We start from the raw sequence: 22,786 nt of genomic DNA, 5'->3' as shown, positions 1-22,786 counted from the left end.
ATTATGATGAATCTAATTAAATCAAAAGTATTGAAATTAATATATGTTTTTTTTAGTATTTTAACTATTTTATATCAGTATAGCTATGCTGATATGTATACAGTAGATAAAGAATCTATTGTTTCATTTGATCCAAATATAAAATCGTGTACAGCAGGTTATAATCTACTTTCAGGGCAAATAAATTATAGTAAAAATTTAATTTCCGGAGCACTTCCTTACAATCTTCATTACCGGAAAGCGACACGTTTGCAAACAATAGATCAAGAAAACTCAATAGGAGTGGACTCATGGTCAGATAATTATGATGGTTTTGTGAATGTTTTTTATGGTACTTATCGTGCTAAATATGGTTATATTACGATTACAAACTATGTAATAAAATTACCGAATGATAACCACCGTTATTATTTTAAATATGGTCCTACGAGTTTTAAAGAAACTGGTTATCCTGAACCATTTCTTCAAGAAAATAATCGTGCTTTATATAGACTATATACTTCTTCAGAACCCGAAGCCTCTAGTTTACCTGGTGGTGGGTATGTTAGTGGAAATGCTTCTACAGATTTTGGTGAAATTAAATTCTCAATTGCATCTAACTCAATGACTGTTACTCGTGCAGGGGTGGTTTATAGCGCGACAGTTTCTAAGTCTATCAATAATGAAATTTTATTTAGGTTCAATAAAATTACTTATCCAAATGGAAATACTATTAATTTAAGTTATGATAATCAACTTAATTTAGTACAGGTAACTGATAATAAAAATAATAAGCTTTCTCTAGTTCGAAATGGCTCACAAGTTAGCTCAGTAAGTTTTACAGGCGGAACACAAGCGGATAGTCAGAAATATGATTTAACTTATTCCTCTATACAGGCAGGAGGAATAAGTTATCCTCAGCTAACTCAAGTTAAGAATGCTAAAAATGGCAGGAAAGAAGACTATACTTATGATGCTGCTTTATCATTATCTCATTATGAGACAGCGTTAGATAATAATGTTAGTAATCCAGAAACTGCAGCCCAGCGACCAATATTAAAATCAGTTTCAGATAACTCTAATCAAGTTAGACAGACCTGGAAAGTTGATTATCCAAGTGTGGTTGTAACAACAAGTGGAATTTATAAAACGATCACTGCTGTAAAAGTTATTTTACAATCATATCTCGGGGAGAGCACAGGAACTAAGGCACTTGATACGACAACAACTTACGATGATATTCAAAATTCTAGTAAAATTTCTATGCTTTTTTCTCCAGATGGAAATCAATCTGCAAATACAGTAATTAATACAACACATCCTGATTATAAAAAAACAATTATTGATGTATCAGGTTTTCCATGTCTAACAACAGGAGACAATCGACCAATTAAGTCTATTGTTTACGCACCAAGCGAAATCCATCCAACACAAATTACTGACCAAAATGGTAATATTACTGCGTATGCTTTTGATACGTTAAATCGTATTCTACAAGTGGTTGAAGCATCAGGTACAACTATTAGTAGAACGACAAATTATGTCTATGGAGTATTATCCAATGGACTTGAAAACTTATTCAATATCCCTACAACAATTAAAACCTCAAATTTCACAATAACAAATGAAATCAATGAAAAAGGTCAGATAGTCAAACAAACTGAATCTTCTACTCAAGTGCAAAGTACGTCTAAAGTTACAACATATAATTATTTTACGGATATTACTAAACCAAATAATGGTCTTTTAAGTAGTAAGGATGGTCCACGTTCAGGTACTTTAGATAAAATAAGTTATACATATGATAATTATGGGAATTTAGCATCCGTTTCTACGACTATTAATGGTACTGAAAGGACTGAACAATATGTTGGATATAATTCATTTGGAGATCCCGAACGTATTGTTTATCCAAACGGGATGGTTGAGAAATATACTTATAATGACGATGGTACTATAAGTAGTGTTGTAACAGGAAGTGGCTCAACTGCAGGGACTATTACGGGAAAAACAGTTACTTTTAGCTATGATTCACTTGGTCAACTAGTAGGTAGCTTGAATGAAGATGGAGAAAAGACAAGCTATTACTATGATAATTTAGGCCGCATTATTAAAACAATTTATTCTGATGGAAGTATTAGCACAAAAAATTATTTTAATAACAATATTATCAGTAGTGATGAGGTAAAAGATAGTTCTGCTATTACAGTTTTTAAAGGTTTGTATCGGACTTTAGATTTAAGTGGGCGGATAAATAAAATTCAAATCGGAACTGATTCTACATCAAATTGGAAAACATTAGGTTATGACGGAAATGGTAATGTTATACAAACAAAAACAGCGCAAGGAATCATTGAAAGCTGGACTTATGATGCATTAAATCGACCTATTAGTCATATTGATGGATCAGGTAATACCGATACTAAAACTTATGATGCTTTAGATAATCCAATTACTGTACTTGATGCATTATCCTCTGGAACTAATCCTTATCTCTATCGGAATGGTAATGTCTTGGCTCAAGAGACTAATAAAGATTTTGGCATTAAAAGTTATAGTTATAACGAGGCTGATCAATTAGTTCAGAGTATATACGGTAATCGCAAATGTAGTTTCTCGAATATAGATGAAATTGGGCGGAATAAGACTATTCAGTGTCAAAGTAATAGTTCTAGTACACCTGATATGCTTACTTATGATGATACTTATACATTTGATTCAAGTCGTTATAGTCGATTAGATAAAATAGTCTCTAATAAGCCTTATGGAGTTGATATCAGTTATGTCTATGACTTATATGATCGCATTATTGGGAAGAGTCAATCTAATAAAGCTTTAACTGCATTTGGATCTAGTGCAAATACTTTATCGAATACCTATGCATGGAGTATTGGTAATAAGATCACAGGGATAACTTTACCTTCTGGTCGTAAGCTTACTTATAATTATGACAACACATCGAAAGGCCAAATTACAGGTTTAACTTTAGATGGCAATGCTTTGTTGAGTAATATTGGTTATGACGCAAGTGGACAAATGACAGGCTGGACATGGGGAAGTAATGCTGGAAGTTACACATGGACTTATAGTTCAGCAAAAGATGGTGTCATTAATCAAATTAGTAATAAAAACAGTGGAGGGGCTGTTACTTATAGCCTTAATTATAGTTTTGATCGTGATAACCGTATTATAAGTATTAAGCGGAATAATAACTTAAATGATAATTTTAGTTATGATCAGGAAGGACGTTTATTGACAGAAAGTCGAAGTAATGATGCAAGCTCTATCTACGCTATTACCTATACTTATGATAAAAATGGCAATCGTTTAAGTTTACGAGCGTCCGGCACTCATTTACAGCCTGCTGCAAATGTGGATTATGCCTATACAGGTAATAAACTTACCACATTAACAAAAAATGGAACAGCTCAGCCACTTAATTATACTGCAAATGCAGAATTATATATGGGTGAAATCTTACCGAGTTACGATTATGCAGGGCGACGTCGAGGTGAAGGGACATCAACAACTATTAATCGTTATATGAGTTATAACGCTAATAATGAAAGAACACTAAGTGGAAGTACAAGTGCATGGAGTAATACGGCAGTTCAATTCATCTACGATGAAAAAAGTCATTTGATTGGTGAATATACAGCTACTGGAATTCCACTTGTAGAATATATTTGGTTAGGAGATAAACCAGTTGCAGCAGTTTACGAGAGTGGAGCAACTACCAAGATTTATTATATTGTAACGGATGTACAAAATACCCCGCGTCGACTAATTGATAGCAATGGTAGTGTTGTATGGAGTTGGGACAGTACAGCTTTTGGCCTAGGTAGTCCTGTAAGTACGATAACATTTAATTTACGTTTTCCTGGACAGTACTATGATGCAACTACAGGGCAGTTTTATAACCATAATCGTTTTTATAACCCTGAACTTGGTCGATACATGGAACCAGATCCGATTGGTCTTGCAGGTGGATTAAATCCATACATATACGCATTAAATAATCCTGTGATGTATGTAGATATGACTGGTGAAAACCCAATATTAATTGCAATGGGTGTGAGCGCAGCAACAGCAGGTGCATTTTATACAGGAGAAGTATTTTTTAATGCAGTATATGACGCATATAAAAATGACCAAAGTATATTAGATAGTTTTTCTAAATCATTTTCAATTAAAGAGTTAGGTCAACAAATGGTTATAGGTGCAGCATTTGGTGGAGTTGGTAAAGCTGCTTTTTTAGCTGCTGATGTACATATAATTAGTAAAGCTGCACCTACTATCATTCCAGCGGGAACATCGGTTCTGAAACGGTGGGGGTTAAAAGGTTTAAATGCAATTAACAATATGGCTAAAACTAGTAAAATTAATAAAATAAGAGAAGTAACTACTCCTGCTGGATTGGTTCTCACAGGAAATATAATTGCAGGTAAAACAACAACAAACTTGATATTAAATGATATTAATGAACGGAGTTCTGCTCGTAGACAAGGGGGTGGTGAAGTTGGTAATAGTGGTATTAATCAAGGCTCTGATTATTTAGGTTTTAAAAGTTATCAACCTAATGGTTATGTAGCAGGATATTCAGAGATGTATATTAACGGTGTATATAATGGTAGGTTATGGACTATTTACTTTGATTCAGGTGATACTGTTCAATATGGTTGTTATCTTAAGTGCGCATTGCCATTGTAAATGATTAGAAAGGTGAGTATACGAAAATATATTCACCTTTTAAAAGGAAAGAATAATTATGTCTATTATATTTTTTTGTATTTTTTTCACAGCTTTATTGATATTTGGATATTTGGCTGTTAAATCAAAATGGAAGATTAAGAATTTAGCATTTGTGTGTTTTGTAAGTGTGTTTTTATTTGTTTTTAGTGTTTTTCTATTAATACTTCATATAGATGGTAGATATGTTCAATTTTTTATAGATGGGAAGTTTTCTTTAAATTCACGTGCAATAGACCTATTTTTTGTTGCAGGTATGTCTTCTTTTTTAGCTACATTATTACTTGTTATTGTAGTGTGGGCTGTGCGTAATAAAGTATTCTAGTTTTAAAACAAGTGATTATTGATTTTGTTGTGACACAATATCTATATTTTCAAATAGATTTATTTTTTAAATCTAGTTTTTGAAAATTAAAAGAGTTGAAAATTTATTATAATTAATATTTTAATTAGTTTGAAGTGTATTTTATAAATTTGATTGTTAATTTGGGTTTTATTGTAATTTTATGAGCGATTATAAATATTTTTTAAAAAATTTTGATGTATTTAATGGGGTTTATTTTTTATTAATATAGGTTCTATAGGCTATATTTTAGCTAATAATGTAGTGAGGAAGTAGAAATAATATAGTTGATTTAAACTTCTTTATAAAAATATTTGATGCCTTCATTTTCTCCTTTATAAACCCCCATTTAACAATAACACACCCATTATTTATCCTTACTTTTTAATGATCTAAATTAAAACAAATGTCATTTTGTGTGCTTGACTGCAAAAGGGTTGAGCACTATTCTTTGCCTGCTGGCCACATTGCCAGTCGGTTTTAGCAGACCGCATAATAACTCCCGCATCAGAGCCATTCCTTCTGAGGAATACTCATATGTGGTAGCCACTCGTTCCTTTCCCGTAGCGGTAGGACGGGAGAGGGACACCTACGGGTGTGCTAGTTTGAGTTATTACTAGTCTGCTAACCCTTTCTCGTTCTGCCACCATAATTTTATAAATGTCTGGCAGAACTCCAAATAAAAAGGAGTTGGCTTTGCACATCCATTATTTCTTGGCAACCTTTGCCAAAAGCTATAACAACACAACTTAGTTTTTAACAAGTTTGATCGCCATGCGGCAAATCAGGCTTTAAATCGTCACGACTAAAAACTTGCAGCAACAATAAAACTTGAGATGTGCCAAGCACAGTCTTTATGGCTTTGCTATGCCTTTTTTTCAGCTTTAAAAAAATAAAAGGCTTTTATATCTCATTTATATACAACAACAATTTATTTTATAACGGTAAAACTATGCCAAATTTAATTCTCCCAACACGTGCTTTTGAGGTTGTAAAAAAAGGGATCGACTTATTTCACTACGGTGGCTTTCATATGGTCGGCGTCGACAAAATTGTGAAAGAAACCGAAGTGAATAAAATGACGTTTTATAATTATTTTCACTCTAAAGAACGCTTCATTGATATCTGTTTAATTGTGCAAAAAGAACGGCTCCAAGACCAAGTGGTTGCAATAGTGGAGTACGACCATGAGACAAGCACAATCGATAAACTTAAAAAACTTTATGTATTACATACCGACTTAGAAGGTCCGTACTACTTATTATTTAAGGCTATTTTTGAAACTAAAAACAGTTATCCAAACGCTTACCAAACTGCGGTCAGATACAGAACATGGCTTAGCAATGAAATTTATAGTCAGCTTAGATTACTAAAAAACGATGCAGCCTTTAATGACGCCAAAATATTACTATATATGATTGAAGGCGCAATTATTCAGCTTTTAAGCTCAGAACAGGTCGATCAAAAAGAGAGGTTATTTAATTACTTTCTAAATGCTTTGGCTTAGCTAAAAGTGTGGAAATGAAAAGTTAGAAACAATAAAAACCATCAAGGTGAGCGTTTTTTTTCACTAACCTACAAACCTTATTGGTTGTTTAAAGCAATCTTATCTTAGTGATTTAAGTTGAAATCAAACCAAATGATTTCAACTATAAAATCATTAAAATTAATTGTTTAAAGTTTTTAAAGCCATTTCTACACTGTCGTATAGATTTTCAATAGGCACATTATCTTTTGCTTGAACCGTAATACCAAATAGAATCATGCCAAAATAATCTGCTAAAACATCTAAGTTTAAGCTTTCAGCCACATCACCATCTTTTTGACCTTGTTCAAGTCTCGCTCTAATAAGAGCAACGGTTTTTCTGCGTTCATTACTCAAGATGTCTTGTACATTTTTACTTTCAGATGAACCTGATAATGCAGCAGAGACAACTAAACAGCCTGTTTTATCAGGCTTACTATAAAATTGATCAATCGTTCTGATTAACAAATTTTTAATGCCTTCTTGAGCAGTTAAAGACTCTTTGAGTGCCTCAATTCGATAATTACCAAAATTTTTAACATAATAATCAACAGCTTCAATAAACAATTTTTCTTTGTTTCCAAAAGAAGCGTAAAGACTTGGCGGGTTGATTTCCATTGCTTTTGTCAGGTCATTAATCGACGTCGCTTCATAACCATTTCGCCAAAATAGATTCATCGCTTTGTCTAATGCAGCATCTCGATCGAAATTACGAGGGCGGCCACGACCTGCGGTTTTATTCATTTTGCTCTCCATTTTGTATCAATCACTACAAAAACATGTTGACTGTATTTTAGCACGATTATATAGTGATCACTACATAAATAATCTTATGCATATTTTAAGGGCTAACATATGAATCACAAATTATTTAATCCAGTGATTGTGGGCGATGTTGAACTAAGCAATCGTATTGTTATGGCACCGATGACCAGATCAAGAGCAGCACAACCTAATGATGTGCCGACCGAGCTTAATGCACTTTATTATGGTCAACGTGCAAGTGCTGGTTTGATTATCACCGAAGGCACACAAGTTTCTGATGTGGGTAAAGGCTATTCTTTTACGCCCGGTATTTATTCAGAAGAACAAATCAAAGGTTGGGCTTTAGCGACTCAAGCTGTACATGAAAAAGGCGGAAAAATTGCTGCTCAGTTATGGCATGTTGGGCGTATGTCACACTCTTCACTGCATAGCAACCACGAACAACCCATTGCACCATCTGCTATTCAGGCCAAAGCTTCAGTATTTATTGCCAATGAAAAAGGTGAAGGGGCAATGGTGCCTGCCGAAATGCCAAGAGCAATGGATTTTGATGATATTCAAAACGTTAAACAGGAATTTATTCAAGCTGCTCGCAACGCTGTACAAGCAGGTTTTGATTTAGTCGAAATTCATGCCGCGAATGGTTATTTATTTGACCAGTTCTTATCTACAGATGCGAACCAGCGTACTGATAACTATGGTGGATCTGTTGAAAATCGTGCACGTTTCTTATTGGAAACTGTCGACGCATTGATTGATGCGATTGGTGCCGGCCGAGTAGGTGTGCGTTTATCACCTTGGGGAACGATTAATGGCATGACAGACCAACAACCCGAAGAAATTACTCTTTATTTAGCTGAACAATTACAAAGAAGAAATATTGCCTATATCCATTTGGCTGAATGGGACATGCTTCCACATGGTGATACTTATCCAGTAGGTTTCAGAGAAAAACTTCGTTCATTGTTCACAAATACATTAATTGTTTGTGGAAATTATTCACTCGAAAGAGCCGAATCTATTCTTGATAAAGGCTTAGCAGATGCAGTGGCATTTGGACGTCCTTTTATTTCCAACCCAGATTTAGTTGAGCGTTTACAGTCAGGCCATGCTTTAGCGCAAGCCAAATCTGAATATTTCTATGGTGGCGATGCAACGGGTTATACCGACTATCCTACTGCTCAATAAGCTCACACGATAAATTAAGGTTAAGAAAATGAAAAAGTTTTTTAAAGTTATGACTTTATCCGCAGCAATGGGGATGTTTGGGTTAAATCAAGCAAATGCAGAATATGACCCAAACTTAAAGTCGATTGATACGCCACCAGCTGTTTCACAACAAATGTTTAATAAGGTGAAATCTAATGGGTTAGGGCAATATGCTTATGCAAAGGGCCTATCTAGTAAGTTTATCGAGTCTGAAGGCGTAAAACTCCATTATGTTGAAGGTGGATCTAAAGGCACGCCGATCGTATTTATTCATGGTTTTGGTTCGACATGGAAAATGTGGGAACCTGTCATGCTTTCTTATATGAAAGATCATAAAGTCATTGCGATTGATTTGCCGGGTCTAGGCCAATCTGGTCCCATACTTAATGATGATTATTCAGCAGAAAATACCTCAAAAATTTTAATTGGTGCGATTAAGAAAATTGCTGGGAAGGGGCCGATCTATTATGTCAGCCACGATTTAGGCAATACGGCTTCTTATCCACTCGTTGCCAATAATCAAGGCTATATCAAAAAAGCGGTATTTATGGACTCGCCAATTCCGGATCGTGCGATGTTTGAATATCCGGGGTATACCGCAGATGGTCCGGGTCTAGGTTGGCACTTTGGTTATTTTAGTTTTGGTGATATTGCTGAGAAGCAAATTGCAAATGATCCAAATTTATTTTTCTCATACTTTATTAAAACGTATGCAGGTAAAAAAGAAATTTTTACGCCTGAACTGCTTGCTGAGTTGATTGAGCCGTATTCGACTCGAGATAAATTAAAAGCAGCTTTTGGATATTACCGTTCGCATGCCGACTCAATTCGTCAAAATGAAGCACTGCTCGCTAATGGTAAAAAGTTAACAATACCTTCTATGGCGCTTACTGGCCAAAAAGGCGTAAATGATGTTTTGGTGAAAGAGATGCGAGCAAGATTTGTCGCTGATCCTGCCCAATACACTGCCATTATTTTGCCAGATACAGGACACTGGATGGTGGAAGAAAATGCTGAAGGTGTTGAAAAAAGTTTATCGAACTTTTTATTTAAATAATGACTAAAACTTTTATATCCGAATCTATCTTGGATTCGGATGTAACTCACCTAAAACATCTTTATTCCAAGTGGTTGGGAGAAATGATAGATGAAAAATAAACTTCCATTCATGTCTTTATTTTTTGCTTGTCTCACTGCGTCATCAGTTAGTTATGCAAATAATGTCTATGGCGAGCATTTAGAAGGATTTAAATATCCTTACCCACTCCAGTATTTTAATTTCTCATCCCAACAGCAAAATTTAAAAATGGGATATATGGATGTTCAACCCAAGAAGCCGAATGGACAAACAGTAGTGGTTTTTCATGGCAAAAACTTTTGTGCTGCAACTTGGGAAGAAACCATTAATTTTCTAATACAAAATGGTTATCGGGTGATTGCTCCCGATCAGATCGGTTTTTGTACTTCTAGTAAACCCGATCATTATCAATATAGTTTCCAACAGCTTGCACAAAACACTCATGCTTTACTCGAAAAACTGGGTGTTAAACAACCGATTTTATTAGGACATTCAACAGGTGGCATGCTCGCAACGCGATATGCTCTTATGTATCCCCAACAAACAAAACTCCTCGCAATGGTTAATCCAATTGGACTAGAAGATTGGAAAGCAAAAGGGGTTCCGTATCGTACTATTGATCAATGGTATCAGCGTGAACTGAAGGTGAGTGCTGAGTCAATTAAAGCCTATGAATTAAAAACTTATTATCAAGGCGTATGGAAGCCAGAATATGACAAATGGGTTGATATGCTGGCTGGACTAAATGCGGGCAAAGGACACGAAAAGGTCGCATGGAATTCAGCTCTTATTTACGACATGATTTTTACACAACCCGTCTATTATGAGTTTTCTCAACTTAAAGTACCTACCGTGCTTTATATCGGTACGGGTGATACGACTGCAATTGGTAGTGATATAGCTCCACCTGAAGTTAAGCAAAAAATTGGTCAATACAGCGTGCTGGGTAAAGAAACCGCAAAAATGATTCCAAATGCTGAATTAATTGAGTTTGAAGGTATGGGACATTCGCCACAAATGCAAAATCCTAAAATGTTTCATGATGCTTTGATCGGAACATTAAAGAAATACGACTAACTATTTTGGTCTGTTACCAAGATAAAAATAATTTATTTAAATTCAATTAAATAGTTTGTGAGAGGAATAAGTTATGAACACGACTTCATCACATGATTTAGAACGTAAAATTGCATTTGTACAAGGTGGTTCACGTGGTATAGGTGCGGCTATTGTCACTAAATTGGCTGAACATGGAGCAACAGTAGCCTTTACTTATGCAAACTCAGATCAGGCAGCTAACCGTTTGGTAGATGAACTTAAAGCGAATGGCTTAAAAGTGATGGGAATTAAAGCTGATAGTGGTTCACCAGAACAGGTTATTCACGCCATTCATAAAGTTGCAGATGAGTTCGGTCGAATTGATATCTTAGTGAATAATGTTGGTATTTTTGTGATGAACAAAATACAAGATGTGACATTAGAAGAAATAGAAAAGATCATGGCCGTAAATATTAAAAGCGTGATTGTAGCTTGCCATGAGGTTGTTAAATATATGCCTGATTATGGGCGTATTATTAATATAGGAAGTATCAATGCTGAACGTGTGCCTACAGCTGGATTAACTTTATATGCTATGACTAAATCTGCGGTGAATGGCTTAACTAAAGGTATGGCGCGAGATTTGGGTGAACGATTTATTACCGTAAATAATATTCAACCGGGACCTGTCGATACTGATATGAATCCGGCAGAAGGCGAAATGGCAAATTCACTTTTAGACCTTATGGCGATTAAACGTTATGGTAATAGAAATGAAATTGCAGATTTAGTTTTATGGCTCTGTAGCGAGCATGCGGGATATATCACTGGTTCAAATATTAATATTGATGGGGGGTATGGTATTTAGGTGAGGATGTGGTTTAGATTGATATGGTCAATATTGTTTAGCATGTTTTAGTTATGAGCCTATTTTAAAAAGCCCCGTTGAATAGGGGCTTTTATCATTTTTTTGCAGTTATTCTTTATACTGCCATGCTTTTAAAAACATAGTACAAGTTTCTTCATTGAGTTTTTTTAATTCTTCTGGTGTTGGCACTGCGCCTCCTAGAAGGGTTGCCGGATAGGCATATCCCATCACTGCGCCCAAAAAGGCTTTAGCTGCTTCGTCGGGATGTTCAACTTGAATCACGCCAGCATTGTGCGCGGTTTCAAGAATATGACTTAAAGACCTTTTTATATTACCTTGAGTACGGGTCTGAATTTTAGGAAGAATTTCTTTCATTTCAACTAAAGCAATAATCAGTAATCGTTGCAGGCGAATTACATCAATATTATAAAAATGATTTTGCACGGCTTGCCCAATGTCTAACAATCGCTGATCCAGTCGCTTATTGTTGACCTCATGTTGCTCAATAAAAGGGGCTTCCATTTCTGTTTTTAAATGATCAAAAACTTCGATTAGCAGTGCAGTCTTCGTTGGGAAATGGTTGTATAAAGTTTGTCTATTGGTGCCTGCTTTCGTAGCGATTGCCTCTAAACGAACTTCTAAACCATGTTCAAGAAAGAGTTCACGTGCTGCTGCCACAATAGTCGGGCGGATTCGAGAGGGACGTCCTGGAGATTTTTTTAACATATTGAGGTTTTCTTGCACATCTTATTTATTTACTTTACAGTAAAGTAAATAAATTGTCCATAAGTCTGGGGTCCCAGATATGCCAAAAGTTCGTTTTCTTGGTCGTAATACCTTGTATTTATTGCCTTTGATTGTTTTTCTTAATGGATGTGATTCTGATAAGCCTATTGTTAAAAATAATCAAAAGGTCGGCATTATCACTATAAAAAAAGAGACTATTGAATCTTCTTACCAGTTAGCTGGGAGAACAGTGGCCTCTGAAATTTCTCAGGTGCGGCCACAAGTAAATGGAGTAGTTGTCGAGCAATTATTTAAAGAAGGCTCTCAGGTAAGTAAGGGACAGCCTCTTTATAAAATTGATTCATCACTCTATCGCGATAGCGTTGATGAGGCTGCTGGTAACCTTGCACTTGCTAAAGCGACAATGAATTCAACTCGTCTTCAAGCTGAGCGTTATAAAGAATTAATTAAGGTAAATGGCATTAGTCAGCAAGAACTTGATAATGCGTTAAGTGCCTATGAACAGGCAAAAGCCACCGTTGCTGTAAATGAAGCAGTATTAAAAACAGCGCGAACTAATTTGCGTTATACACAAGTTACTGCGCCTATTTCAGGGCGGATAGGGCGCTCTTCGATTACACGCGGAGCTTTAGTGACTTCTGCACAAACAGATCCTTTAGCAACCATTCAAAAACTTGACCCGATGTATGTCGATTTAACTCAGTCGAGTGATGAATATATGGCGCTACGTAAACAGCTCACTGAAAATGGAATAAAACCAACTGAACTTTCAGTACGTTTACAGCTCGAAAATGGCACCACTTATTCGCAACAAGGAACTTTTAAGTTCAGTGATATTGCAGTAGATGAAGCAACTGGAAGTATTACGTTGCGTGCAGCATTTTCAAATCCAAATCATGGTTTATTGCCGGGAATGTATGTACGTGCAGAGCTTGGAACGGGTACGCGATCTAACAGCATTTTAATTCCCCAAGGAGCACTTTTTAGAGATGCAGATGGAAACGCGCTTGTATGGGTGGTTGGAAAAGATAATAAAGCTGAACAACGAAAAATTACGCTAGGAAATGCAATTGATAACCGTTGGTTAGTGAAATCGGGCTTGAACGAAGGAGATCAAGTCATTGTTGATGGCCTGCAAGGTTTAAGTGCCGGTATGGCGATTGAACCTACTCCAATGACCTGAGGATGCGCTATGTTGTCGAGTTTTTTTATTGCACGGCCTATTTTTGCTTGGGTTCTTTCTATTTGTATTATGGCCTTGGGTACCATTTCTATTTTGACCTTACCCATTGAACAATATCCAGATATTGCACCACCGGGTGTAAACGTCACTGCAAATTATCCCGGGGCATCTGCCAAAACTGTTGAAGATAGTGTAAGCCAGATTTTGGAACAGCAAATTAAGGGCATTGATGGTTTACTGTATTTTTCATCGAGTAGCAGCTCCGCTGGCCAGGCACGTATAAGCTTAAGTTTTAATCAAAAAACAAACCCGGATACCGCTCAAGTTCAGGTCCAAAATGCAGTCAATCAGGCGCTTAGCCGACTACCGCAAGAAGTGCAGCAGCAAGGTATAACCGTGACAAAGTCACAAGGCGATAGTTTATTGGTTTTTGCACTTTACGATGAAAGTAATACAAGAACTTCTGTCGATATATCCGACTACATGGTGAGCACACTTCAAGACCCACTAAGTCGCGTCGATGGCGTAGGTGAAATCACAGTATTTGGTGCTCAATATGCAATGCGCATATGGCTCGATCCACATAAACTAAATAGCTATGGCCTTATGCCTTCAGATGTCAGAACTGCAATTGAAGCTCAAAATGCACAAATTACAGCAGGTGAGTTGGGGGCATTACCAACTCGTGACGGACAGGCTTTAAATGCAACCGTAACAGCATTATCCCGTCTACAGACCGTAAATCAATTTGAAAATATTATTTTACGGACTCAAACAAACGGAGCTGTAGTTTTACTTAAAGATGTAGCTCGTGTAGAGCGCGGTGCAGAAAATTATCAAACCTCTACACGTTTGAATGGAAAGCCAGCTTCGGGTATGTCTATTCAACTTGCTTCGGGTGCCAATGCTTTAGAAACAGCTGAAAGAGTAAAAGCTGAGGTCACGCGTTTAACCGGTTCTATGCCATCAGGGTTAAAAGTTGCATATCCACGTGACAGTACTCCATTTGTTGAAGCATCTGTAAAAGGAGTGATTAAAACTTTAGCTGAGGCAATTGTTCTAGTCGTTATTGTCATGTTCTTATTTTTACAGAGCTGGCGCGCCACTTTAATTCCTGCTATTGCGGTTCCGGTCGTATTGTTAGGAACCTTTGGTGTACTCAGTATATTGGGTTATAGCATTAATACGCTGACTTTATTTGCGATGGTACTTGCAATTGGTTTACTAGTAGATGATGCAATTGTCGTTGTAGAAAATGTAGAGCGGGTTATGCATGAGCAACATATTGATGCCCGGCAAGCTACCCTAATTTCAATGAAAGAAATATCGGGTGCGTTGGTCGGTATTGCGATGGTACTTGCTGCGGTATTTTTACCTATGGCTTTTTTTGGTGGTTCTGTCGGCATTATTTATCGCCAATTTTCGGTAACACTCGTATCGGCTATGGTGCTTTCAGCCATTGTTGCTTTAACCCTTTCACCTGCGTTATGTGCAACCTTACTTAAACCTGCAAATGAAAAACAAAAGCAGAGAAAATTCTTTACTTGGTTCAATCGTAAAGTCGAACAAGGGCAGTCAAGCTATCGTATAAAGCTGCTCGCTGTTTTAGGTAAGCCCAAAATATTTATGATCATATTCTTAGGTATTACAGCTTTGTTAGGCTGGCAATATACGCGTATGAATACTGGGTTTTTACCACAAGAAGACCAAGGCTCAGTTATGGTCCAGTTTAGTACACCAGTAGGCACAACACTCGCTGAAACAGAACGGGTGGGTAACTTGATAGCAGATTATTTCCTGACGAAAGAAAAGGATAATCTCAATGTGATTTTCATGGTGATGGGTAGAAATAACGCGGGCAGTGGGCAAAATGTGGGAATGGCATTTGCTGGACTCAAACATTGGGATGATCGAGAAGGGAGTGAAAACACAGCAGAAGCAGTGATTGCTCGGGCAAACTCATATTTTAAGTCGCTGCGTAACGCACGTGTTCAGGTACTTTCACCAGCCGCAGTAAGGGGGCTTGGGCAATCAAGTGGTTTTGAGCTTTGGTTACAAGATGCTGAAAATAAAGGACGTGATGCTTTACTGGCGGCACAAAACACTGTGTTAAAAGCAGCAAGTGCTGATTCTGGCTTAGCAGCAGTCCGTCTAAATAGTTTAGAAGATAAAGCTCAGTTACAAGTCGATATCGATCAAAGAAAAGCCAGTGCACTTGGTTTGGCTCAAACAGATATCAGTAATACGCTATCTTCGGCATGGGGTGGATCTTATATTAATGATTTCATCGATCAGGGACGTGTTAAGCGAGTTTATATACAAGGAGACGCGATTTATCGTTCCTTACCTCAAGATATTGGGCAATGGTATGTTCGCGGTGCTACAGGTCAGATGACACCATTTTCTAGTTTCTCTTCTGTAAAATGGCAAATGGGACCACAAATGCTGCAACGCTTTAATGGTCTTTCAGCTATACAAATACAAGGCTCTGCGGCAACTGGTGAAAGTTCTGGTGGGGCTATGGATAAAATGCAGGAGTTAGTTGATCAACAACAAGGCTTTAACCTTCAGTGGAGCGGGTTGTCTTATCAAGAGAAGTTAGCTGGCGGTCAAACCATTTGGTTATATTTAGCATCCATTATCTTTATCTTTTTATGTTTGGCAGCACTTTATGAAAGTTGGTCCATTCCTGTTTCTGTCATGCTAGTGATTCCTTTAGGTCTGATTGGAGCTGTGATGGCTGCAAGTCTGGCTGGTTTTGTGAATGATATTTACTTTCAGGTAGCTATGCTTACTACCATTGGACTTTCTGCCAAAAATGCTATTTTGATTGTTGAGTTCGCGGCAGCCAAGTTAGAGGCAGGTCAAGCATTAATGGAAGCGATTATTGAAGGAGCAGGTCAGCGATTACGTCCCATTATTATGACATCTCTGGCATTTGTTGCGGGCGTTCTTCCCTTGGCTGTATCTACAGGAGCAGGAGCTGTTAGCCGTAAAGAAATTGGTATAGCCGTAACGGGCGGTATGATTTCAGGAACCTTGCTTTCTATTTTCTTTGTGCCTTTATTCTTTCTTTTAGTTCGCCGTTTAACCAATAAGCTAAACGAAAAAAAGATGTCATAAAATAATGAAAGTCATTAAAAATTAGACCCTCACACTATTTATAGCATGAGGGTCTAAAAGACTTATCACTTAGAATGTATTTTGAATAATGACTTCATCGAAAGGAAGTTTACCCACACGTGGATAAGGTTCAGAAGCTGACTTACCAACAGCAATCATTAAACACACCACATGGTCTTCAGGCAAGTTAACGAGCTTCGCCATTGCGTCAAAGTCAAAACCATCCATCGGGCAGCTATCTAAACCATGTTCTTGGGCAAGTAACATCAGAGTTTGAGCAAAAATCCCCGCACTACGCATAACTTCGTCACGTTGGGTTTGTGGGCGGTCACGGTAATACTGGTCAATCGCGCCGGCCATAATATTTTGAACTTCTGGAGTCGCACCATCCCATACACGTTTAGCATCAACTTCCCATGTATTTAATTTTGCACATAATACAATGAGTAAAGATGCTTCTGTAACTTGTGGTTGGTCCCAAGCAATAGCACGAATTTTTTGTCTTAACTCAGCATCTTCGACAACAACCGGACGCCAATGCTGCAAGTTAAAAGCACTTGGTGCATTTGCTAAAACTTCTTGTAATAACTGCTTTTTGTTATCTTCAGATAACTGAAAAGAAGGGTCGAAGCGTTTAATTGCACGGCGCTTACGGAGAGCATCAATAACATTCATAAGATTTTCCTACTTGAGAATTGGGTAGCTGTACTTGTTAGTTTGTATAACGTTGGGCTACTTCAGCCGAAGAAAAGTTTGGTAATAATGTCATACGTGATTTTTCAAAATTATTCCATTGATTTTCGTCTTTTAGCACAGGAATTGTAATTGTTTCTTTACGATCAAAGCCGATTAGAGCAGCATCCACCAAATCATTGACGTCCATTAATGGCGGAACTTGGCTTAAATCGATACCTGAACGTTCCCAAATTTCAGTTTTGGTTGCAGAAGGCAATACGGCTTGCACATGTACGCCATGATCTTTTAACTCTAAATGTAAGCCTTGGCTAAAAAAATGTATAAAGGACTTACTTGCACCATAAATGGTAGAACCAAATTCAGGAGACAACCCAACAACAGAACCTAAATTAATAATTGAGCCTTTACCTTTACGTACGAGTTGCTCGGAAACCGCATGAGACAAACGAACAACCGCAGTCATATTTAAAGTCATGAGTGTTTCAATTTCTTTAATATCTTGAGTTAAAAAATTTCCGCTAAGTGTAATACCTGCGTTATTTACCAAAATTTCAATATCAGCATCGTTTTTTAGAACATCTTCAATTTTGCTAATGTCTTGATCCTTTGATAAATCGGCCTGAATAAATTCGACCTGTACACCGTATTTTGCTTGAAGGTCTCTCGAGATTTTGTCTAAGCGGTTGGTATCTCGTGCAACCAAGATTAAGTGATGGCCACGTTGTGCAAAACGGTCTGCATAGACAGAACCAATTCCTGACGAAGCTCCTGTAATAAGTACTTTTGATTGAGCTGACATGTGATGTCTCCACGCTTTATTTTTAGATGATGATCATAATCTAAAATAACTAATTTTTGATGTCAATCATAATCAATGTATAATTATGACCAGTCGGGTGAATAAAAGTGGGTGCGCCAACATGAAAGTCAGTAAAACTCAGGTAAAAGAAAACCGAGATAAAATTGTTGAAAAGGCGACTCAACTGTTTCGTAGCAAAGGCTACGATGGAGTCGGCATTGCCGAATTAATGTCTAGCGCAGGCTTTACCCACGGCGGCTTTTATAAACATTTCAGTTCGAAAACAGACCTTGTCTCAATTACTGTTAAACATGGACTTGAGCAGGTTTTAAAAAGAATAGAAGGTTTAAACTTAACTCAATTTATTCAGCTTTATGTGTCCCGCACTCATCGAGATAATCGGGATTTGGGCTGCACACTAACGGCGTTATCTTGTGATGCTGCAAGACAGCCCGACGAAGTAAAAGTCGAGTTTGAAGAGGGTATTGAGCAACTTATTCAGTTCATTATGACCGAGCGAGCCAAACAAGTTTCTTTAGAAAAAGAAGAGTTGAGAAAGCAAGCCATTAATATTCTTGCCCAGTCTGTAGGGGCAATTGCTTTATCTCGCGCATGCCCAGATCAATCAAACCTTAGCGATGAAATCTTAGAAAGCTGTAAAGAGAGCCTTTTAAAATTAGCCAATTAAGCTTTTTTATCTTTCCAGTTCATTTGGCTAAATTGAATTAATCTCGCAATATCGACTGTTCTTTCATAAATAAGTTCCGCCGCATGTTCACAGGCTCGTTCTAATGTAATGGGACCATTGGCTAGCGAAAAAGCAGCCGTAACCCCATGTTCATAAAGTGCTTGGTAGCCTTCGCCTAAAGTCCCAGCAATCACAATCACAGGTACGTTGTGAGCTTTAGCAATTTGGCTCACCCCAAAAACAGTTTTGCCACTTAAGGTTTGCTGGTCAAATTTACCTTCACCCGTAATTACCCAATCTGCGTTAGCAATTTTATGTTCAAGTTGGTTTAGTTCAGCCACCACTTTAACGCCAGCTTTAAAGTCTGCATTTAAATAACTTTTGGCTGCAAAACCCAAGCCACCAGCAGCACCAGAACCTGCTTCATTTCGTTTGTCGAAACCTAAAAGCTCCGCTGAGACATCGGCAAAATGTGCAACCGCTGCATCGAGTAACTGTACTTGAGCAGGGGAAGCCCCTTTTTGTGGGCCAAAAATATGTGATGCACCATTTGGGCCGCAAAGTGGATTGGTCACATCGGCAGCCAGTAAAAACCGTGTGTGCTGAATGCGTGAGTCGAAATGTGTTAAATCAATTTTGGATAGGTTGCTTAGAGCAAGTCCACCGGCGGGTAAGGCGTTTTGGTTAGCATCGAGTAAAACTGCACCCAAAGCACTGAGTAAACCTGTACCGCCATCATTGGTGGCGCTGCCGCCCACAGTTAAAATCATCTCTTTTGCACCTGCATCTAAAGCATCTAAAATGAGCTGCCCTGTGCCAAAGGTTGTACTGTGGCAAGCATCACGCTCAGACGGTGGGACTAACTGTATGCCGCTTGCTTGAGCCATTTCAATGATGGCGATCTTTTGATGTTCTAACCATCCCCATTTGGCTTGAACAGGCTGACCTAATGGCCCAACCACCGTTTTTTCACGCCATTGACCTTCGCAGACTTCTAAAACAGCTTCAATGGTTCCTTCACCGCCGTCTGCCATCGGGCACAAAACAGTTTCGGCATCGGGAAAAACAGCTTGCCATCCTTTGGCAATGGCTTGAGCTACCTTCAAAGCAGATAAGCTGTCTTTAAATGAGTCAGGGGCGATCACAAGCTTCATAAACGTTCTAATACGGATAGATTTCTCATTGTTTTATACTGCTTAATACGAAAAAAACATAGATAAACATATGTAGGCGTCAATTTTTAAATACTTTCAATCTGATAAAAATGAAAATCAATAATGTTTTTATCTGTAAAAAATTGGATTATAAAATTTTTAAACCATTGTTTTATAAGTTTTTATATAAATAGTATGGTTGTTTTGAATGATTGTAATTGTAAACAATATGGCACATATTATAAGAAGGGTTGAGCCAGCTTTTAAAATAGCGGAAACCTATAAAAAGTAGACTCTACAAATAAGCTAAACAGCAGATTGTCTTGATATAACCATAATTTAAATTGTGATTTTATTGGATCTGTTGAATGTAAAAGAAATAAGAGGATGAAAAAGTGGATAATTCAGAAGAACAAAAGCATATACAGGAAAATAACGGTTTTGCGCGAATTGAGCCATATACTCATCCTGCTGGTGGGTGGGGCGCACTTCTTAGTGTCGCTCGAAACCTAAAGCGACAAGATATTTTAGGTAAAGGTTCAATTACCTTACTCAACATTAACCAGCCTACAGGTTTTGACTGTCCCGGTTGTGCATGGCCCGAAAAGAAAGATGCCCATGCCTTTAACTTCTGTGAAAATGGTGCCAAAGCAGTTGCTTTTGAAGCAACCAGTAAAACCGTTACTCCCGAATATTTTGCAGGCCATACGGTTAGTTGGCTATCAGAACAAAGTGACTTTTTTTTAGAAGACTTAGGCCGCTTAACAGACCCGGTTCGTTATGATGCTGCAACCGATAAATATGTTCCTATTTCATGGGATGATGCCTTTAAGCTCATTGCTCAACATTTACATGCGCTAGACCATCCAGACCAAGCGGCATTTTATACATCTGGCCGTGCCAGTAACGAAGCTGCATTTTTATATCAATTGTTTGTGAGAAGCTTTGGTACAAATAACTTTCCAGACTGTTCAAACATGTGCCATGAAACCACAAGTGTAGGCTTGCTCGACTCAATTGGTTTAGGAAAGGGCACCGTTACTTTAGAAGATTTTGATTTAGCCGATGCCATTTTTAGTTTTGGGCATAATCCGGGAACCAACCATCCACGTATGTTAGGCACTTTGCGTGAAGTGTCTAAACGCGGTGGCAACATTATTGCGATTAACCCGATTAAAGAACGAGGCCTAGAGCGTTTCCAAGACCCGCAAGCACCGCTTGAGATGATGACCAATGGCAGTACGCCAATTAGCCGTTATTATTTCCAGCCTAAAATTGGTGGCGACTATGCACTGATGTTAGGAATGTTAAAGCACTTAAATGAATGGGATAAAAAAGCACTTGCTTCAGGTAAACCAAGCGTTTTTGACCGAAACTTTATTGCGGTGAATACCGTTGGTTTCGATGAGATGATTGCTGAGGTGGAAAGAACTGAGTGGGCAGATATTTATAAGCACTCAGGTCTGTCGCCTGAACATTTAGAAAAGCTCGCTAAACTCTTTTTAGAGTCAGAGCGCTCCATTTTCTGTTGGGGGATGGGGATTACCCAGCACCGACACGGAACTGCTAACGTACATATGCTGGCAAATTTATTGTTGGCACGTGGTCAGATTGGTAGACCGGGTGCAGGGCTGTGTCCGGTTCGTGGTCATAGTAATGTGCAAGGCGACCGCACCATGGGCATCAATGAGCTGCCTAGCCCTAAACTACTCGATAACATTGACCGTGTATTCGGTATTAAATCACCAAGAAAAAATGGATATGGCGTGGTCGAAACGATTAAAGCCATGGCTGAAGGCGAGATAAAAGTCTTTATTGGTTTAGGTGGAAATTTTGCAGTTGCAACTCCTGATACCCCATATACGCAAGAAGCGCTTAGAAAATGTGATTTAACCGTCCATGTAGCAACCAAGTTAAATCGTAGTCATTTGGTATGCGGTAAAGATGCACTTATTTTGCCATGTTTAGGCCGTACCGAAATAGATGAGCAGCTTCATGGCCCACAAGCCATTTCGGTTGAAGACTCCATGAGTAATGTTCACTTGTCGGCAGGACGTAATACGCCAATTTCTAAAAACATATTGTCTGAACCGGATATTGTGGCAAGAATGGCTGAAGCTGTTCTTCCAGACAGTCAGATTAAATGGAAATGGTATATTGAAAGTTATGACCGCATTCGTGACTCCATTGCCGATGTGTTTGATGAGTTCCATGACTTTAATTTACGTGTTTATAAACCGGGCGGTTTCCACCTAGAGCATCCTGCTAATCAGCACATCTGGAATACCAAGAGTGGTAAAGCGCAATTTCTGATTACGCCACTTGAAGAAGTCTACGCGGATAAAGAAAACCAGTACGCTGCCGCATATACCGAAAGTAAGGTTTATACCTTAATGACTACTCGTTCTCATGACCAATACAACACCACTTTATATGGTCTGGATGACCGTTACCGTGGGGTGTTTGGTCAGCGCCGTGTGTTGTTTATGAACCAAGCCGATATTGATGAAGCGGGCTTTGAAGCAAATCAGTGGGTCGATATTGAAAGTGTTTTCTCGGATGGTGTGAAGCGCATTGTGCACAGTTTCCGTATTGTGCCCTACAACATTCCACGAGGCAGCTTGGCGGCTTACTATCCGGAAACCAATCCTTTGGTGGCCTTAAGCAGTCATGACAAATATGCCAAGATTCCGGCTTCTAAAAGTGTTCCTGTGATTTTACATCCCGGAAATGCACCAGAGCACTTTAACTTGGCAACAGCCGTTGACCCTGAAGATGCCAATAAGAAAGTCAGCAGCATCTAAGTGAACCTGTTTTTTAAAATGAAATCTAAGCAAATGGC

Annotated in this window: 16 protein-coding genes; 11 read left to right on the top strand and 5 right to left on the bottom strand. The window is 38.0% G+C overall.

Annotated features, from left to right (window positions below):
• Positions 1 to 3 precede the first annotated feature (3 nt).
• From HMPREF0014_RS16860 to HMPREF0014_RS16850, 3 genes are all read left to right on the top strand, one after another.
• Positions 4 to 4,689, top strand: coding sequence for an RHS repeat-associated core domain-containing protein (locus HMPREF0014_RS16860; RefSeq protein ID WP_004885601.1), 4,686 nt, complete (start codon positions 4 to 6; stop codon positions 4,687 to 4,689).
• A gap of 58 nt (positions 4,690 to 4,747) precedes the next feature.
• Complete coding sequence (locus tag HMPREF0014_RS16855) at positions 4,748 to 5,053, top strand: hypothetical protein (protein ID WP_004885603.1); 306 nt, start codon at positions 4,748 to 4,750, stop codon at positions 5,051 to 5,053.
• A 970-nt stretch (positions 5,054 to 6,023) separates the two neighbouring features.
• On the top strand, positions 6,024 to 6,578 hold the full coding sequence (locus HMPREF0014_RS16850; RefSeq protein WP_006581832.1) for a TetR/AcrR family transcriptional regulator: 555 nt from the start codon (positions 6,024 to 6,026) through the stop codon (positions 6,576 to 6,578).
• Between the two features lie 159 nt (positions 6,579 to 6,737).
• Here the strand turns inward: HMPREF0014_RS16850 and HMPREF0014_RS16845 are convergent, their stop codons facing one another.
• Positions 6,738 to 7,340, bottom strand: a complete 603-nt coding sequence (locus HMPREF0014_RS16845; protein ID WP_004707394.1) for a TetR/AcrR family transcriptional regulator — start codon at positions 7,338 to 7,340, stop codon at positions 6,738 to 6,740.
• A 111-nt stretch (positions 7,341 to 7,451) separates the two neighbouring features.
• On the opposite strand from HMPREF0014_RS16845, the gene HMPREF0014_RS16840 reads away from it, so the two are divergent.
• The 4 genes from HMPREF0014_RS16840 (at position 7,452) to HMPREF0014_RS16825 (ending at position 11,554) form a co-directional block, all read left to right on the top strand.
• Positions 7,452 to 8,549: an alkene reductase gene (locus HMPREF0014_RS16840; RefSeq protein ID WP_004885626.1), complete on the top strand. Its 1,098-nt coding sequence runs from the start codon at positions 7,452 to 7,454 to the stop codon at positions 8,547 to 8,549.
• A gap of 28 nt (positions 8,550 to 8,577) precedes the next feature.
• Positions 8,578 to 9,627, top strand: coding sequence for an alpha/beta hydrolase (locus HMPREF0014_RS16835; RefSeq protein ID WP_004885628.1), 1,050 nt, complete (start codon positions 8,578 to 8,580; stop codon positions 9,625 to 9,627).
• Positions 9,628 to 9,717: 90 nt separating this feature from the next.
• Positions 9,718 to 10,725 (top strand): alpha/beta hydrolase, encoded by a 1,008-nt coding sequence (locus HMPREF0014_RS16830; protein ID WP_006580541.1) that lies wholly within the window; start codon positions 9,718 to 9,720, stop codon positions 10,723 to 10,725.
• Positions 10,726 to 10,798: 73 nt separating this feature from the next.
• Positions 10,799 to 11,554, top strand: coding sequence for a 3-oxoacyl-ACP reductase family protein (locus tag HMPREF0014_RS16825; protein WP_006580542.1), 756 nt, complete (start codon positions 10,799 to 10,801; stop codon positions 11,552 to 11,554).
• 108 nt (positions 11,555 to 11,662) lie between these two features.
• Here the strand turns inward: HMPREF0014_RS16825 and HMPREF0014_RS16820 are convergent, their stop codons facing one another.
• Entirely contained in the window at positions 11,663 to 12,280 is a 618-nt protein-coding gene (locus HMPREF0014_RS16820; RefSeq protein ID WP_004885637.1) for a TetR/AcrR family transcriptional regulator, read from the bottom strand.
• 79 nt (positions 12,281 to 12,359) lie between these two features.
• Between HMPREF0014_RS16820 and adeD the strand changes: the two genes are divergently transcribed.
• Positions 12,360 to 13,484 carry a multidrug efflux RND transporter periplasmic adaptor subunit AdeD gene (gene adeD, locus HMPREF0014_RS16815; protein WP_006580543.1) on the top strand — a complete coding sequence of 375 codons (1,125 nt, stop codon included), beginning with the start codon at positions 12,360 to 12,362 and terminating at the stop codon, positions 13,482 to 13,484.
• A gap of 9 nt (positions 13,485 to 13,493) precedes the next feature.
• Positions 13,494 to 16,607 carry a multidrug efflux RND transporter permease subunit AdeE gene (gene adeE / locus HMPREF0014_RS16810; protein WP_004885643.1) on the top strand — a complete coding sequence of 1,038 codons (3,114 nt, stop codon included), beginning with the start codon at positions 13,494 to 13,496 and terminating at the stop codon, positions 16,605 to 16,607.
• A 69-nt stretch (positions 16,608 to 16,676) separates the two neighbouring features.
• On the opposite strand, the gene HMPREF0014_RS16805 is transcribed toward adeE, so the two are convergent.
• Together HMPREF0014_RS16805 and HMPREF0014_RS16800 are read right to left on the bottom strand one after the other, a co-directional pair.
• On the bottom strand, positions 16,677 to 17,282 hold the full coding sequence (locus HMPREF0014_RS16805) for a nitroreductase family protein (protein WP_002048541.1): 606 nt from the start codon (positions 17,280 to 17,282) through the stop codon (positions 16,677 to 16,679).
• Positions 17,283 to 17,319: 37 nt separating this feature from the next.
• Positions 17,320 to 18,102 (bottom strand): SDR family oxidoreductase, encoded by a 783-nt coding sequence (locus tag HMPREF0014_RS16800; RefSeq protein WP_004885650.1) that lies wholly within the window; start codon positions 18,100 to 18,102, stop codon positions 17,320 to 17,322.
• 121 nt (positions 18,103 to 18,223) lie between these two features.
• On the opposite strand from HMPREF0014_RS16800, the gene HMPREF0014_RS16795 reads away from it, so the two are divergent.
• Positions 18,224 to 18,790, top strand: coding sequence for a TetR/AcrR family transcriptional regulator (locus HMPREF0014_RS16795; protein WP_004885653.1), 567 nt, complete (start codon positions 18,224 to 18,226; stop codon positions 18,788 to 18,790).
• Here HMPREF0014_RS16795 and HMPREF0014_RS16790 read toward each other — a convergent pair.
• The gene (locus HMPREF0014_RS16790) at positions 18,787 to 19,944 is read right to left on the bottom strand and encodes a glycerate kinase (RefSeq protein ID WP_004885656.1); all 1,158 of its coding nucleotides are present in this window, start codon (positions 19,942 to 19,944) and stop codon (positions 18,787 to 18,789) included. The two genes, HMPREF0014_RS16795 and HMPREF0014_RS16790, sit on opposite strands and share 4 nt — an antisense overlap.
• A gap of 395 nt (positions 19,945 to 20,339) precedes the next feature.
• On the opposite strand from HMPREF0014_RS16790, the gene HMPREF0014_RS16785 reads away from it, so the two are divergent.
• Positions 20,340 to 22,748: an FdhF/YdeP family oxidoreductase gene (locus HMPREF0014_RS16785; RefSeq protein WP_004885660.1), complete on the top strand. Its 2,409-nt coding sequence runs from the start codon at positions 20,340 to 20,342 to the stop codon at positions 22,746 to 22,748.
• Positions 22,749 to 22,786 lie beyond the last annotated feature (38 nt).

This window comes from Acinetobacter sp. RUH 2624, from assembly GCF_000162375.2.
In the GTDB taxonomy this organism is placed as follows: Bacteria; Pseudomonadota; Gammaproteobacteria; order Pseudomonadales; family Moraxellaceae; genus Acinetobacter; species Acinetobacter nosocomialis.
Note: the sequence above shows the minus strand (reverse complement) of the source record. Positions and strands in the feature narration are given on the sequence as shown.